This window comes from Bradyrhizobium sp. CIR18, assembly GCF_014198295.1.
Lineage (GTDB): Bacteria > Pseudomonadota > Alphaproteobacteria > Rhizobiales > Xanthobacteraceae > Bradyrhizobium.
Genome location: NZ_JACIHF010000005.1, coordinates 349052 through 365671, shown reverse-complemented (window position 1 = coordinate 365671; position 16620 = coordinate 349052). Strand labels below are relative to the sequence as shown.

General features: G+C 57.3%; 10 protein-coding genes. All 10 read right to left on the bottom strand.

Annotation, left to right across the window (positions count from 1 at the left end):
* Positions 1–673 precede the first annotated feature (673 nt).
* On the bottom strand, positions 674–2926 hold the full coding sequence (locus GGD65_RS19740) for a hypothetical protein (protein ID WP_183236325.1): 2253 nt from the start codon (positions 2924–2926) through the stop codon (positions 674–676).
* A gap of 586 nt (positions 2927–3512) precedes the next feature.
* A complete protein-coding gene (locus GGD65_RS19735) occupies positions 3513–3794 on the bottom strand; it encodes a hypothetical protein (RefSeq protein WP_246783348.1) in 282 nt (93 codons plus the stop codon).
* Between the two features lie 355 nt (positions 3795–4149).
* Positions 4150–5391 (bottom strand): cytochrome P450, encoded by a 1242-nt coding sequence (locus tag GGD65_RS19730; RefSeq protein WP_183236324.1) that lies wholly within the window; start codon positions 5389–5391, stop codon positions 4150–4152.
* Between the two features lie 328 nt (positions 5392–5719).
* Positions 5720–6601: a pantoate--beta-alanine ligase gene (locus GGD65_RS19725; RefSeq protein ID WP_183236323.1), complete on the bottom strand. Its 882-nt coding sequence runs from the start codon at positions 6599–6601 to the stop codon at positions 5720–5722.
* 202 nt (positions 6602–6803) lie between these two features.
* The gene (locus tag GGD65_RS19720; protein ID WP_183236322.1) at positions 6804–8285 is read right to left on the bottom strand and encodes a pentapeptide repeat-containing protein; all 1482 of its coding nucleotides are present in this window, start codon (positions 8283–8285) and stop codon (positions 6804–6806) included.
* A gap of 909 nt (positions 8286–9194) precedes the next feature.
* The gene (locus GGD65_RS19715; RefSeq protein WP_183236321.1) at positions 9195–10919 is read right to left on the bottom strand and encodes an ABC transporter ATP-binding protein; all 1725 of its coding nucleotides are present in this window, start codon (positions 10917–10919) and stop codon (positions 9195–9197) included.
* On the bottom strand, positions 10920–11783 hold the full coding sequence (locus GGD65_RS19710) for an ABC transporter permease (RefSeq protein ID WP_183236320.1): 864 nt from the start codon (positions 11781–11783) through the stop codon (positions 10920–10922).
* Positions 11780–12769 (bottom strand): ABC transporter permease, encoded by a 990-nt coding sequence (locus GGD65_RS19705; RefSeq protein WP_183236319.1) that lies wholly within the window; start codon positions 12767–12769, stop codon positions 11780–11782. The genes GGD65_RS19710 and GGD65_RS19705 overlap by 4 nt, the downstream gene beginning before the upstream one ends.
* Positions 12741–14429 carry an ABC transporter substrate-binding protein gene (locus tag GGD65_RS19700; protein ID WP_246783347.1) on the bottom strand — a complete coding sequence of 563 codons (1689 nt, stop codon included), beginning with the start codon at positions 14427–14429 and terminating at the stop codon, positions 12741–12743. The genes GGD65_RS19705 and GGD65_RS19700 overlap by 29 nt, the downstream gene beginning before the upstream one ends.
* Positions 14430–14464: 35 nt before the next feature.
* Positions 14465–15805: an NtaA/DmoA family FMN-dependent monooxygenase gene (locus GGD65_RS19695; protein ID WP_183236317.1), complete on the bottom strand. Its 1341-nt coding sequence runs from the start codon at positions 15803–15805 to the stop codon at positions 14465–14467.
* Between the last annotated feature and the right edge of the window lie 815 nt (positions 15806–16620).

Here is a 16620-nt window from a genome sequence, read left to right as displayed (position 1 = left end):
ATCGAACGCTGCACGAGCCGCGGAGTGGTCGATGCATGTCTGGGAGCACTCGAGTACAGCGTTTTCTTGAATCCGGCTTGTATCGTCCGAGCAACGCGACAATCGGTTTGCATGGTCCCGCACATGCGCCTCCCGAACGCGCCTGCGTCACACTTGCGCGCGATGTTCATCAGCGAGTGAGAAGACTGCGAAGATCGCTTACCCATTGTCTTGATCGCCTGGGCTGCAGAGACGCTCAAGGAAGAACGACGAGCCCCAGCATCTTTGGGGGCAAGGAGGCTTGATGCTGGGACCGTGGTAGCCTTATGCAAAAGTAGCAAACAGGCGGCGTTGTTGTGCACCGCCCGGCTTGATTCGTCAAAGCGGCCATGATGCTCAGCTCCCGTGCCACCGAACCATCCGTAATCCGTTGAAGCTCCGCCGAGGGTTTGCGCGCCCAGTTTGCCGCGGGCAAACAGGCGAAAGCACTGTTACATCCGGGCGGATTGCCGCCAGCATCAGGTACATGTTTTCCATCTGCAATACTCAGCGGCCTAACTTCTCGCATGGGTGCCGATGTTCGCCACGTGCCTTTTGTAAGATGGGCTCGGCGCTGCTCAGGCAATCCGCCGCGCCGGTCTGGAGGCATGAACGCTGCCACCGAACGGCTCACCGCCGCAAGGCAACCAGCTCACTAGATCCCCAGTCGAGCCATCTGCGCTGAAACGTGCTCCGGATCGGGAAGCGGCTGCCACGGCCGGCCAGCGGCGGTGCTCAACAAGGACCTACAGAACCCAGGAGTGAGCTTGCCGCGGTGGATCACGACATTCTCGTGACCCTTGGCGGCTCGAGCGTTCTGCCAATGCTGATTGTATCCGCGCTGCTCGTCGGACTTCACGTGGCAGGCGGCGAATTCGCGATCGCCCAGCGTTGCCAATTGCCGGGCATGAACCGGCTGCTCGGTATGGATGTGCACCCACATCGGCCTTGGCATCGCGCCGGTGCGCAGCGCCTTGGGCTGCAGCTTGATCTCGAATAGCTTACCTGGCTCTCCCTTCAACGCTTGCGGCGGACCCACTGAGTCCAGCTCCCGCGCCGCGCGCAACTGTTCAAGGTACTTTTGCGATGGAAACGGGTAGGTCTTCATGCAATCGCTCGTGATCGCTGCCTTCTGCGCTTTCAATGATTTTGCCTGTCCCTGCAGCTCGGACAATATCCCGTTGAGCCGGACTATTTTGTCGTGCACTTCGGGAACTTGCGAAGGCGTGAGCAGGCCACGTCGGCGAGGCTCCTGCAGCGCGATTACACAGGCATCAATTTCGTCGGCCTGCGTCTGCAAGCGCGTAATAACCCGATCCAAGACGTGTTCGGCGTCCTCGGGCTTCATCTGGCGCGCCTGCGAGACCGCCCTCTGCTGAGCCGGCAGATCGAACTGCAGCAGCTTATCCAATCGCTCAAGTAATCCCGCCAGGGCTTCCTTGGACGGCGGCGCCTGCCACATCTGGAGGTGCTCGGTTGCAGCGGATGAGGAACGTGCTTCCTCCGTGGTGGCGAGCTTCTTGGTACCGAGATCTGAGCGCACGATAACCTTGCGCGTCGGAGCCGTAGCGGTATCGGGCCTCGCGACTTGCGGCTCGGATGAGCTGGCCGTTGAACTCCCCTCGCCTGCAGCCGCTGCGCGCCTTCCTTTTGCTTTTCCTTTTCCTTTTCCTTTTCTGCGACCTGAATTGCCGTGGCTCACCCCGGCAGTATTTTCCGGCAGCTCAGCCCAAGCCGGCGGTTCAATCGTGGCTGGCGTAGTTGGCTGCAATGCCAGCAGCCGCATGACCTCGTTTGCGGTCAGCCACGCCCCTTCCACGATCTCGTCCAGCAACTGCAGGGGAACTTCAGCTCCCGTTCCGACCTGCCTCAGGCTGGTAACGATGCCGCTCAGCCCGGATGCAAATTCCGAAAGCCGCTCCATGACTCCTTCCAGAACGGAGCGATGCTCCGCGTCGAGCACTGCTCCATTGCGGTTCAGAACGGCGTCGGACGTGGAGACGAATGCCGGAAAAACATCCCCGATGAAAGTCCCGAGCAGACGCACCCGCCCGGTCTCGTCCATCAGGGCATCGCGCACGTCTGGGTCGAGCGTGCTTGCTCGCGAGTCAATCAAGAGCTCCGCGAGAGCAAGCCGCGCTTGCAGATACATGCACTTCGTATTGAGAGCCCAGCCGGTATGCAGTCTTAGTGCGGCCTCTTCGGCCTTGCGCATCTCGGGCGTGCTGCTTGGCAAGCTGGCAGTAGCCGCACAGACAGACTGTATCCGCTCGAAGCGCAACACCTTCTTTCCCCACCATTCCATGCAGGCTGCATAGTGGTTCGCCACGCTTTTAAACGCGCCGCTCACCTGGGCGGGCGTACCGGTGCTTTTGATCCTCTCGAGCCAGCCTAATGCTTCCTTTCTTTTCTTCTCCAGCTCGTAGACAATCTTGGTGGCCACTATGTTACATTCATCGGCCGCGTCCACCGTGTCATCGCGGAGCCGGCGAGCCCGATCGTCGGGCAGAATGCGACGCGCCAAATTGGCAGGCAGATCCGCGTAGTACTCCAGAACAGTTGAGCCTGCTTTAACGACTTGATCGATCAGCTCTTGCGCCTCTTCCAAGTTCTGGGCGCGCGTGGCCGCTCGGCGGCTGGTTTCAAGCTCCTCAAGCAGGCTGGTCATTTTTTGCCTTGCTGCCTTGATCTCGTCCCGCGTTGGCGGCGCCCCATCCGACGTTGGGTTGCCAAGCGCCGCGGTTCTGTCTTGAGGCCCAGAGCGCATCCGCTCCATCACGGCATCGAAGGATTGATTGCGTCCTCCCGGTAAAGGCCTGGGCTCCAGGCTCGAACGGCTTACGTCCCCGGTGCTGTCGCCTCCTGCGGCCCACCCGTCCGATGTGCCAGCTCGGCCAATCCCCGTCATGCTTCGTCTCCGATAAAAGTCGCGAATGTGCAGCCCGTCTGGATAGACCGCGTGCCTGACGACTAGCTGACTAAAAGCGTTCTTGCGGATGCACAAGAAAGCCGATGTCACCAAGTTTCATTTCGGTCGGAGCTCCAATGTTGCTGAAGAGAGCGATGCGGGTAACTGCGTCGGTGTAAGCAGCCGAGACGTGACCGCGGCTGAGGTGCCCTGGCCTCGACGCGATCCGGTACGAGTCTTGCCCGTCTGCCGATGGCTCCGTCCACGCCGACCGAGTCAAGTCGTCCCCAAACGTTAGTAGGTAGCCGAGAGAACACTCGCGGCCTAATCGGCGACTTATGGTCAAGCAGCAATGGCCAGCTTATGATTGGCAGACCTACGCTCGCCACACGCGTCCCTGCTAACGGTAAGGGGACTTTGTCATAAGAGCTTGACAATCTAAGGGCCGTACACCGATGACGAGATGCTGAAGGTCGATCAGCATCGATATTTTTCCTCGTCCGAACCGGCTGAACCGACCTTCCGCAGATCCTCAGCCTGCATTTCGCAAATGTGCGGCGCCCATCCGGGCCTGGTGAGATCACCTTCATAGAAATATGGCAGCGAGCGCACCAAACCCACCGAGAATCAGCCCAATCAGCGAACCGGCTGTCGGCACGTCTCTAAAGAGCAGAACGGCGAGTATCGGTTCCACGACTAGGATCGCTCCCACCGATATCGCGACAATGATCCAGATATTCTTCAGATACATGTAGCCCAGCGCGTATCCGAAAACGAGGAGGATGCCACCCAAGCTCACCAGGAGAAACATCGGCCAAAGCATCGCCAGATCGCCACCGGTCTTTTGCGAATTGCCTTGAGCAATCAACTCGGCGCATATCGAAAAGCCGCTTCTGCAGGGAAAATGGCTGCCATAGCTGCAATTTTCAATATCAAGGTCATCGGCCTCTATGGTTCCGGCTATTCAAGGCAGCCCAGAGACCTGCATCGGAATAGCAATTGAGGTTCAATTTTCGGCATGCCAAGCGCTTGCGAGTCGAAACGCGCGCCTCACCTATCGCTCCTCGCACGTCCTTACAGCGTCTGCCACGTCGGTAATTAGCTTCCGACATGCAGCATTGTTTCCCATCGATTACCCCAGCTGCGCTGCTAGCAGAAACCAAAGATGGTTCAGTACAAGCCCGCCCCGCCGCCTGCCCTCTGCGCGAGCGGAGTAATCAGGGCTAGGCTGCAATCCGCACGGGGAGAGCGGAATAGCCGTGCACGAAGTTGGACGCGATCCGCTCGGGTTCGCCGACAACCTCGAACCACATTTCCGCATCCAAAATCTCCTCCCAGAGGACCCTCAGCTGCAGCTCCGCAAGATGTCGACCAAGACAGCGATGGATGCCGAATCCAAACGAGAGATGCTGCCTCACATTTTTGCGGTCGATCATGAAATTGTCGGCGTTCTCAATGATCTCTTCGTCCCTGTTACCGGAGATGTACCACATGACGACCTTGTCGCCTTTCCTGATCTGTTTTACGCCTACGATGCTGTCGATCGCCGCGGTACGGCGCATATGTGCGATTGGCGTCTGGTAGCGAATAATCTCGGACACGGCGCTTGAGATCAGCTTGGGATTGTCAATTAGCTTTCGCAGCTCGGAGGGGTACTGACTCATGAACAGGAGGCCGCCGGTAATTGAGTTGCGCGTGGTGTCGTTTCCCCCAACGATCAGCAGAATCAGATTTCCGAGAAACTCGCTCGGCTCCATCTGCCGTGTGGCGGGCGAATGCGCCATCAGGGAAATCAGGTCGAGGCGCGGCTCGGCATTAATGCGCTCGTTCCAAAGCCGGGTGAAATAGTCCAGGCACTCGGACAAGATGTTGCTTCGCTTGTCCCAGCTGTCGATTGCATGGTCTGCTTTCGGAGCTGTAACCGCGACGTCTGACCAATAGGTCAGCAGTCGCCGATCCTCAAATGGAAAGTCGAACAGCGTGGCGAGCATTTGCGTCGTCAACTCTATGGAGACCATGTCCACCCAGTTGAAGGCCTCATTGCGCGGCAGGCCCGCGAGAATCGCCCTCACCCGAGACCGGATCAAGCTTTCGAGCTTCGTCAAGCTTTCCGGTCCGACGATCGGGCTCACGGTATTGCGCTGCTCGGCGTGCTTGGGAGGCCCCATCTTGATGAAACTCGGGGTCCAGTGCTCGCCAGGCACGTCGGCAATAGTGACACCTTCTTTTGACGAGAACGCTTTGTGGTTTGTGTCTACGGCTACGATATCCCGGTATTTCGTTACGGACCAATATGGACCATGAGCGCTGTCTTGACAGTAGTGAACGGGATCTTCCTTTCGCAACCGCTCAAAGCAAGCCCACATGCTGTCGTCTTGAAAGCGCTTGCCCTCGCTTACATCCAGCTTGCTCAGCGGGATAACACACGAATCCTCAGCCCTATAATCTTCCGATCGCCTTGGCATGATCATCTCTGCAGATTCTGCTCTCGAGAGTTTACGGTGTGGCGCGATTCATCGCTTCGAGCTGCCGCAGCGCTTGGCTGCGACGGGCCGCTCGACCAGGCTACCTCACAGTGCAGCTAGCCTCGCCCTACCATGTCGGGCAGTAACGATCGCATTGACTTTCCAACTCGATCTACTCAATGGATCAGCGAGAGCTCTCAGCGCTGGTTAGAGATGGCTATGCGCTGGAGGCAACATCAAGCCGAGTACGCCTTCATAAGTTGCCCCTCGCCTTGGGATACGGCCGGAGCGGATAGCTTTCCAAGGTCATGGATGAATAATCGTCTGGCTAGGACTGTTCAGGCAGATCGACCCAGATATCCGAAGGACCCTTCATGAGAGTATCCTGATCTGGAACGTAGATATTATCGAAGATCCTGAGACCATGAGCCGTTGCCGCTCCAACAATTATGAAAGGGAGCTTGACTTGCTCTAGGTCTTCGAAGTTGTCAGCGCCGACGATTCGAACAAAATCGAGTTTAAAGTGTCGGAACTTGATCTGAGATGTGGCCGACGCGACCAGATCCTTCACCCTAGATACCCCTTGGGCGATCGCTTTCCTCGAATGGTTGAGTGCCGTGAAAAGACAAGACAGCTCATCAAGCTGGGAACGGCTAAATCGCCTCAAACGCGACGAAATGGGCACTCCGTTCTTGTATCTCACGGTCGGCACAAACCTAATCTCGCAATCCAGAAGGAGGTCTGCGACGGCGCGCTTCACCAGGATCGCCTGACCGATATCTTTCAGGCCGAAGTAGCTGCGAGTTGGCCTTGCATAGCAGATCCAGCGGACTGCCCCGGTTACGGCTTCCTTCAGATACGCCTCAGGCCCCCCTAAACGCAAATGACATTCGCCTTGCGATACAAACGTTCGATAGCCAGGTGGGAACATTTCGGTGTCGTTCGAGGAAATCACGGCAGTTGCTCCCGAACGCAATGCAAGTCCAATATCCTCGTCCAAATTGAAATCGTAGCTCCCACCTGGTCTAAGCTGGATCTTGTTCGGATAGACTGTGACGATCGCGACGTCATTCTCCGATGCCGCCCTTCTGATCAGTTCTGCATGCCCGAGATGCAGGGCGCCGAGAGTATGTACCGTGCCGATAGTCTGCCCTGTTCTCGCCACCTCCCGGATGAACGCTTTACCTGCGGAAAGACATGTCAAATGCATTTTCCTACTCCAGTCTCTTTGAACGCCAAAAGAGCGATCTGATCAGTCGGCTTACAGAAGGTCTGCCCTGCGTCTCGTATCGGTCGCGAATGCCAACGAGCGCCAAAGAGCTATAGCGCTCGCTCACAGCTCGGCCACCGCACCAACACGTTCTAAGCTCACGGACACTGTAGTCCCTTCCCTTTTGCGGTTTCCAAAGCAGTCAGGTTGACCCTTCTCGACCACGTCTGATCAGCGATGAGAATTCAGCCAGATAGCTTGATGGCTCAGGCGGCTGATCCGCCTTCAAAGCGGCCTGCAGTCCCCGACATCGGTCTGCAAAAAACGGTGGCTCGAATGTGGTTATCTTCGCGCCCGAAAAGTCGACCTTTACGAAGCTGGCCTGGAACGGCGATATCCCACTCAGGTTCGCGTCACGCAAGGACGATTGGTTCATGCGAACGTATGCGACGCGCGCTGCCTCTAGGTTGCTGTGGGTCATTCCCGCGGCGAGATATGCCTGAACGAGATTGGACCCTTCGAGATTTGCGTGATCCAATGCCATCGATTGAGGAGGATCACCGGTAATCATCGACCGGTAGAGGTAAGCCTGGGACAAGTCTGCATGTTCAAGATCGCAGTCGCGCACAAAGGCGCAGCGGCCACGAAAGCCCGTCAATTTGGCGGCTCGCATTGTACTCTCTGTTATCGAAATGCTTTCGCCTGATACCCGAGACAGGTCCGCTCCATCGAACTGACAGGAGTGAATAGAGGCACCGTTCAACACAGCCCCGACGAGGTTCGCGTTGGACAAGCTTACGGACAGAAGCCGCGCCTGGCTCAAGTCTGCCTGCTCAAGCTCCGCACTTGAAAGATTTGACAGGTGAAGATCAGCGAATGGAGCGTTCAGGGCTCTCGCCGCAATGCGGCCGCTCACCTTTGAGAGTCTCAGATACGGAAGATGAGCGCCTTCCAGGACAAGACCGTCGACCGAGGTGGGACGCACGATCGATAAACAGTCCCCCTTTGACTGGAAGAACGAGCAATCCGCCAGATACGCCTTCGTGATCGTGACTTGGCTCAGCTTGGCAAAGCGGAAGGAAGCGGAAGGCAGGAAGCATTCGTTGATGGTCGAACCCTGTAATTCCGCGCCATCAAATACAGCATCACTCGCATCGCATTGGTAAGCGAGAAGCCCGCTGAGCATGGCGTTGTCAAAGCGTGTTCTTTTCATGCTGCAACCGTGAAACAGGCTGCCTGTTGCATCAATTACATTGCGCAGACTGGCATCATCGAAGTTACAGACCTGCGCTGCAATCGCATGCATATACGCAAAATCGAGCTTGGCCCCGAGGAAACTTGCCCTTTCTAGCCCCGGACAGATAAGATTCGCCCCAGAAAGGTCTGCCCGATCCAACTTTGCTCCGTAGAGCTGCGCACGATTGAGGGTACAACGTCGCAACGGGAAATCTGACAGGTCGTGACCGTTAAAGTTCTCGGAGGATAGCTGCAAGCCAGTCCCGGTCCGTCTGATCGCCTCTTCGGTTCGCCTCCCGACGGCGGCCACTGCGCGCAACCGATCGGCAGCTCGGCTCCAGTACCGAACAAAGTCGCCATCTGATGAAAGCTTGTGTTTCGGATCCGACCAGTGCTCTGCCCCTTCATTCGCGGTGCACTCGCTATCTGTGCCGATCGTTTGCGACATGACGACGATTCCGTATTGCCCGGATTACGGGGGGCCTGGTATTGACCTCTTTTTGCTCTGCCTTGGAGGTACGCTATGCGATCTGTGGCGAACTCGTCGGCGAAATGGCGACGCGATGCGTCGATGAGGCGCCTATTGTGTCGGTGACCTCCGCAGCCGGGACGCTTGAGCACGTCAGCCGAATTCTAGTCATGCGCCCCCCCAACTGCCGCTCGCTCGCTGAAATTGTTCACCGGGCCAGGCAACGCTGACAACGCAACGGTCGTTTGACAGTGCCGATATGTCCAGAAGTCGCGGTTTGGCTCGTCAGCTCTTATAGGCACATCCAAATCGCCCTCCATCAAACAGAATGCGAAAAATTCAAGGTCTTGCTTCTTTCTCAATGGACCCATGGCTTCCGGGCGGAAAAGTGATCGTTCGTCTAGGGCCGCACTCAGCCCTTACGCGGCGTTACCTCATTATCCGATAGCAACGACCGTGCCAGCCGCGCATCAGTCGCAAGCAAGGGGCCGAATAGGCGTCATGAAATCGATATTGACTCCGAATGTTTTGAACCTGACAAACACGGTCTCGTTGTCGCGGACTGCACCATGATCGCAAGGCTATCGCGAAAGCGCAAATTCCGAGCTCGTTAGCAGGAAGCAAGCCGCCAGTCTCCTTGCGGGCACTCAATCGATGACTTGCAACTCGACATTTGCGGAACGCCGACCTCACGGTTGGCGAGTGTTCGAGCTCGGCTAGCCCTGCTCGGCGCGCCGGTCCGTCATCTAGTGGGAACCCGTGCCACAGACTGTCCTGGTCGAGCGATGAACGAGCGCGCGATCGTGACCAAATCGGCGGGTGCAAAGGCGAATGCTCCCGCGATCGGAGATAGACAATTTTATGATAAGGGATCGAATTCGAAGGCATTCACGCGATGCCTTCTTCGAGGATCGTAGCTGAATGACCTATCTGTTGGTGCCGCACAAGACGCGGCATGGCGGCGATAAGGCTCTTGGTATATTCAGACTGTGGATTACGAAATATCTCGTCAGTGACGCCACTATCGACAATTCTCCCCCGACGCATAACTATGACGCGATCGCTGATATGACGAACAACACTGAGATCATGCGAGATGAAGAGATAACTTACGCCGAGGTGGTCCTTCAGATAGCCGAGCAGGTCCAAGACCTGGGCCTGGATCGAGACGTCGAGCGCCGAAACCGGCTCATCGCAGACGATTACGGCAGGATTTGGTGCGATCGCGCGGGCGATCGCAACGCGCTGGCGCTGACCGCCCGAGAGCTCGAGCGGTCGTCGGTCCAGCAACGCCTGGGATAGTCCGACCATATCGAGCAGCTCGATAACGCGCTCCTGCCGCTTGCGCGGTGTCTCAACATCGCTCGAAAGGCTGTCGGATATGATGCGTCCGACCGTCCAACGCGGATCAAACGAGCCAAGGGGATCCTGGTAAATGATCGATATAGACCGCCGCCGAGCCCGCCGTTCGCGTTCGGCGAGCGTGGTCCAAGGCCGGCCTGCAAACTGAACGGCTCCCTCGTCAGGCTCGTCGAGCGCCAGGACCATGCGCGCCATCGTTGACTTTCCTGATCCGGACTCACCCACGATGCCCAAAGTCTCGCCGGATCGCAGTTCGAAGGAGACGCCGTCCACAGCCGCCCGTAAAGTGCCATCCGGGCCCTTGAAGCGCTTCACTAGACTTGTCGCTTCGAGCAGGATGGGACGAGATTTCGGCAGCGATTGTAGGGGTAGCTGCATTTGCTGCAGAGGCGAACGCACAATAGTTGATGGTGAGAGGCGTGAGCCGCGCGGCCGGCCTGATGGCACGGCGTCCAGCAGTTGACGAGTATAGGGGTGTCGCGGATCTCTGAATATCTGGGCAGCGGTGCCGCGTTCGATGACCTCGCCTCCTCGCATGACGAGGATCTCATCCGCCACGCGGGAGACCACTGCCAGATCGTGACTGATCAGGATCAGAGCCTTGCCCCTCGTTTTGGTCTCCTTGAGCAGTGCCAGCACATGAGCTTGCGCCATCACATCGAGCGCGGTCGTCGGTTCGTCTGCGATCAGGATGCGCGGATCGAGTGCAAGTGCCGAAGCGATGAGAGCCCGTTGACGCTGGCCGCCGGATAACTGATGCGGCAGCTGCTCGGCCTTGGTCTCGGGCTCAGGGACACCGACGAGCTTAAGGAGAGCAATGACGCGCTGCGCGAGCTCCTCGCGTGATGATACCGCACCGTGGAGGAGCAAGCCTTCACCAACCTCTTTGCCGATCCGGCGAAGCGGGTCAAGCGAGACGAGTGCATCCTGTAATACAAAACCAATCTCGGTGCCGCGGATGCGCCGCCAGGCACGATCGCTAAGGCCGATTAGGTCCATCCCGTCGAAGCTTAGCTTTCGTGCATGAACATTGGCGTAGCGACCAGCAAGGCCTATGAGAGACCGCGCAGTCACGCTCTTGCCCGAGCCCGATTCACCGACAATCGCAAGACACTGTCCCGGTCGGAGGGAGAAGGATATGCTGCGCACGACCGTGTTCTGGGCGATGCCGGGCCCGAAGGAAACACGCAGCGATTCGACCCTGAGGAGGTCTGGCTGCTGCGGGACAGGCTGGCGGCGATCCTGCGACATTCATCTTTGTCCTTCCAGACGGTCCTGTAGATGGCGCCCGATGATGGTGAGGCTGAGGGCAAACGCCGTAACTGCCAAACCGGGTATGATCTCCAGCCACCAGGCGTAGATTACATAATTGCGCCCGGCATTGAGCAGCGCGCCCCATTCAGGCGCCGGGGGAGCGACGCCGAGTCCTAGAAAAGCAAGACCGGAGGCCCATATAATCGCCTGTCCTACGCCGATCGTCATCATTGCCGTCAGCGGGTTCATGGCGTTGGGAAGAATATGCCTCCAGACAATACGGGGAAATGGATGGCCCAGCACCTTAGCGGCCTCCACATAGCCTGCCTCTTTGATGGAAAGCATCTGGCCCCTGATCATGCGCGCATAGCCTGGCGCTGTTCCGATTCCGACAGCTACGACTTCAGTCAATACTGACGGCCCAAAAACTGTCACGAACACAAGGGCGAGCAAGAGCGTTGGAATTGCGAAGAGCACGTCAATAATTCTGCTGAGAATGCTGTCTAATAAACCGCCAGAAAGTGCAGCGGCGCCGCCGATGGCCATTGCAACGGACATGCTCAGCGCCGTCGCGCCAAGTCCGATAGCCAAGGATTGGCCTGCGCCCTCGACCACGCGAGAGTAAAGATCTCGACCCAGTTGATCAGTTCCAAACCAGTGAGCGATCGACGGAGACTGCAATGCCGATCTCAAATCAATAGCAAGCGGATCGTGCGTCTGCAGCACCTTTGGCGCCATGGCTGCGAGGACAAAGACGCCAAAGATGATAAGACAGACCGCAATTCGAAAGGGGACATGACGCACGATCGCTAGGACTTCTCTGAGCGGCCGAGACAAGGTGACTTCGGCGAACATGCTCATGTCAACTTGATCCTCGGATCGACTACCCGGTAAGTCAGATCGACAATGATACTGGCAAGGACGAATAGGGCCGCGGAGATCAAAACAGCTCCAGAGACAATCGGAACGTCTCGCGAGGACGTCGCAGCGACAAGGACGCCACCTAGGCCTTGACGGGCGAAAACCACCTCGATCAAAATCGCGCCCGAAAAAAGTTTGCCGAGCGCCCAACCTGATAAAGTAATGCCGGGCAATGCGGCATGGCGGAGGACATGGCGAAGCCTGACGCCGAAATCACTCATACCCCGCGCCCTTGCGGACGTAACGAACGGCTGCTCGAGCACGCGCGTGAATTCGTTCTGAACGACTTGTCCGAAAAAGCCCGATAGTTCAAGAGCCAACGCAAGTGTCGGCAGAACGAGCCCAATCGGCGAATTTCCCCCGATCACCGGAAAAATGCCTAGCTTTACCGCAAAGAGCACAAGCAGAATTGTGGCTAGCCAGTAAGGCGGCACCGTTGCCAAAAAGACTTGTGTGTCATTGAGCAGCTTCGACCATATGTTGTCTCTGCCAGCGATGAACAAGGTTGTCAGAATTGCGATAAGCCATGCGGTCAGCAGCGCAGCGATGGCCAGAACAATCGTGGGGCCAATCTGTTCCGCAATAATCGCTGCGACAGGCCGATGTTGCTGGTACGACTCGCCAAGATCTCCATGCAGGATCTGCAATATGTATTTGCCGTATTGAACCGCGAGCGGTTGATCAAAACCATATTTCGCATTGATCGCTGCAAGCTCCGCCGACGACGCCGGCCCGACGTTGCCACTCGTCACATTGATGATGATCTGGGCGCGGTCGCCAGGAAGCACACATTGAATCAAGAACGCAAAGGTTGCGGCAGCCCACACCACGACCACGCCGGAGAATATCCGGCGCGCGAACCAAACGATGGGACGATGGACTACTATTATCACGGCGTCACTTCCCGTCATCGAAATGAGCGTCATAGAAAACGGGTTCGCCAACCGAGCCGCGATCCAGCCAAACGTCTTTGAGGTTCGGCTTGGTCGCCAACGTTACGTCCAGCACCGTGAGGCCAATCACAGGAGCCTCATCCACGATCTTCCGTTCCGCCTGCTGATAGAGGGCGGTACGTTGCGCCCCATTGAGTTCCTGCTCCGCCTTTTGAATGACGTCCCAAAGCGTCAGATCTTGATAGCGTGAGGGATTGAAGCGATTGGTCTCGCCGTTCCGATCGGGCTTCCACGAGATCCGGAATATCTCAGCGCCGGGGGCAACCCAATAGAGGAGAACGACCTCATAATCATCGGGTCCGAGGTTTTTTCCGGCGAAGAAATCAGCCGGATTGGTGGGTTGAAGACGTACGTCAAAACCGGCCTCCCTTGCCTGCTGCTGGATAACTTGCAAGGCTTGCTCGCCATCCGGCTTCAGAAAAGCGTTCGAATAGGAAATGCGCACGGTGAGCGGATTGCCGTTCTTGACACGAACGCCGTTACGATTGCGCTCAGTCCAACCCGCCTGATCAAGCAGCTGATTGGCCTTCCGAACATCGTATCCATAGGAATGGCCGAGCTCAGGCAGGTATTCCGGCGAGCTCCGACTTAGCGCCCCGTTGCCCTCAAACGGCAAAGAGCCAAGGAAGGATGTGTCGACCGCGGCCCTTCGGTCAGTAGAATAGGCAAAGGCCTTGCGGACGAGCACGTCGTCAAATGGGGGCCGGGCCGTATACAACGCCAAGCGCAGGGGGGTGCCGCCGGTAAGGTGCCGCAATACTGAAAAGCGGGAGTTGGCGTCCTTCCATGCGACCGCCGGGATATCGTATATGGCATCGGTCTCGCCCGTGATCAGCGAGCCGTATCGGACAGTCTGATCTGGCAGAAACTTCCAGGTGATCCCGTCAACGTAAGCCGGCCCTTGATGTTTTGCGGTGGCCGGGGCCGAATTGTAGTCGGGATTGCGGCGGAAGGTGACTTCTCGCCCATGGCGCCACTTGTCGACAATGAATGGGCCGGAACCGACAGGGTTCTCGCAATTGACCGCAAGTCCACGTTTGAGCGCCGATGGCGAGAGAATGCCTTGTGAGGATTGGGCGAACACGTTCAGCAAGGGCTGGAACGGCACCTTTAATTTTACCTGCAACCTCAGAGGAGCAATTGCAATTGCCGATTCGAAGCTATCGCCAAGATAGGGAGCGGCAGTCGGATTGCGAAGGTCGGGGTCGTTGCTAAGCCATCCGTTGATATTGTCAGCGATAGCCTGCGCATCGAGCGCAGTCCCGTCGGTGAACTTTACTTTCGGCTTTATCTCGAATGTGTACACCTTTTTGTCATCGGAGATGCTCCAAGACTCGGCCAGCCATGGCACAATGTTGCCGCCCTCGGTGCGCGCAACCAGATTATCGCTGTACTGACGTTGCAGATACCATTGCTGCACCCAGCCCCCGAACAGGCAAGCAGGCTCTTGAAAATGCCCGTAACGAATAACGCCTCCTGGCTTTACACTGCCGGCTAACCATTCTTGAGCGTGAATGCTGGGCACCAATTGCGACAGGCCCAAGAGCACGACAAGGGTAGCCGCCACTTTTCTTGCTGGATAGTTCGACTTGCCAGTGAAGCGCCTCGTTGACCGCGAATTCGATAAAGGCATATTCAGGCTCCAGAGCATTTGGTGTTGAGGAAGCGTCAGAGCGGTGAGCTAGGTGTGGCTCTTGCCAGCTCGAAAGGAATGGAAATCCCGAAATGCTCTCGCAGAGTCTGTCCCCGATATTCTTTGCGAAACAGCCCGCGCTTCTGCAGGATGGGCACCACATTGTCGACAAACGCTTGAGTGCCATCTGTCAGCACGTCGGGAATGATGTTGAAACCATCGACCGCGCCAGCGCGGAACCATGCCTCAATCGAATCCGCGATCTGCTCGGGTGCACCCACGAGCAAGCGATGGCCAAAAGCTTGAACGCTGCTGATGATCTCGCGAACCGTCCGACCTTGACGCGCCAGAGTTTCAATCGTGCGATGGTGACCGACAGAAAACGGAACATCATCTGCAGTAGGCAAAATCTCCTCCGGGATCGGCCTTTCGAGACTAAGCTTCTCGATCGCCACGCCCATGCTTCGTGCAAGAGCGGCAACGGCGCGCTCCAGATCGAGCAGTCCGTCCAGTTTTTCTTTGCGACGAGCCGCTTCTTCCTCGGTGCCCCCGATACAGGTGACAAGGCCTGGCAGGATGAGCGGAGCCGCAGGGCGGCCGAATTGCCGAGAGAGCGCGCGAAGGCGCCCTGCCTCCTGCAAAGCCGTTGTCAAGTCTCCAGCTGCCGCAAACACGACATCTGCACTGCGGGCACCAAGCCGTAGTCCGGGATCCGAACCACCCGCCTGAACGATGACTGGCTGGCCTTGGGGCGAAGCGGGATGCGTGAGTGGGCCTCGGATGCCGAAACTATTCGTACTGGGGTCGAGCAGGCGGAATTGACTCGCATCTGCGTAAACTCCCGCAGCCTGATCGGCGATGACCATCTCGCCGCTCCAGCTCAGCCAGAGAGCACGGACGGTTTCAACGAAGTCCTCGGCGCGTCTGTATCGATCCGCTCGTCCGAGCTCTCGACCGCCAAAGTTTGCTACCGTCGCCGGGCTCGACGTCGTGACCGCGTTCCACGCAACGCGGCCACCGCTGATGACATCAAGCGATTGGAAGCGCCGAGCGAGATTGTATGGTTCATTGTAGGTTGTCGACGCTGTCGCAATCAGGCCAATTCGCTCCGTTTCACGTGCAATCACAGCGAGAACCAGCGTCGGTTCGAGCCCATTAAGCGGCGGCTGGTGCGTAATGTCGGAACTTATCGCAGGGGTATCGGCCAGAAATACAGCATCCAGCAGACCACGCTCCGCAATCTTCGCAGCGCGGACGTAGTGCTCGATGTCGAAAAAGGCGCTTGGATTTGTGCCCGGCCAGCGCCACGCCGCGAAATGACCACCGGCACCATGAAGATTTAAGCCAAGATGAAGCATGGAGTTACCCGAAGACATCGCAGCCCCTCGTGGCGGCCTCTGAGCTGCTTGGTGGGCCTTGTGGACAAGTCGATCTCGGCAGCCAGCCTGCGCTTTCTCGCAAGCTCACCCTGCATGTGCTCCAGGCATTCAACTTGAGTGATGGACAACAAACGGTCGGTTGATGTGAGAAGAATGTCACTAAAGAAGCTTTTGTTAGGTCTAGCGATCTTCTCCGAGCGGGCGCGGCCGAGAAGAGCTTCAATCGCGCTGGTTGCCGATTGGCGCCGACGTGACAGCTTGTTTCCAGCGGCTGGTTGTTTCCACACGAGTACACTCACATCGGCTCTCCAGAATTCATCAAGAAGCCAACTCCTTTTCAGGAAGATGTTTTGGATGGCATTCGCGATCGAAACGTTTGGACTCCCGACCGGGCTAGCAATGATCAAGCTAGAGGATCTTTAGAGGTCCAGACCCCGCAAACGCAATAGTTGAGTATTTCAATCTACTATCGTCTGTTGGCATCCTCTTCTATTTCGATGCCTATCTTTTCGTCGCTTAACCCAAATGGTCTCTGATCAGGCTCACCGAAAACGCGCTGCCTGATTGCAGCGGCTTCAATTGGCAGCGCCGGCTTGAAGCGAACGACATCAATTGATGCGTTCGAGAACACACGACAGATTTGGCGCGACATTGTTGATCAACCGCTTGCTGCCCCGTTTGAAAGCGACATCCGATCAATAAGGCCGCGCCAAGCCAACCATCTAATAATGCGGTGAAACATTCCAGATTCTCGATGCCTCGTTAAAGCAACGCTTGGAAGCTGAATTCTCTTCTGCACCACCCGTGCCTTC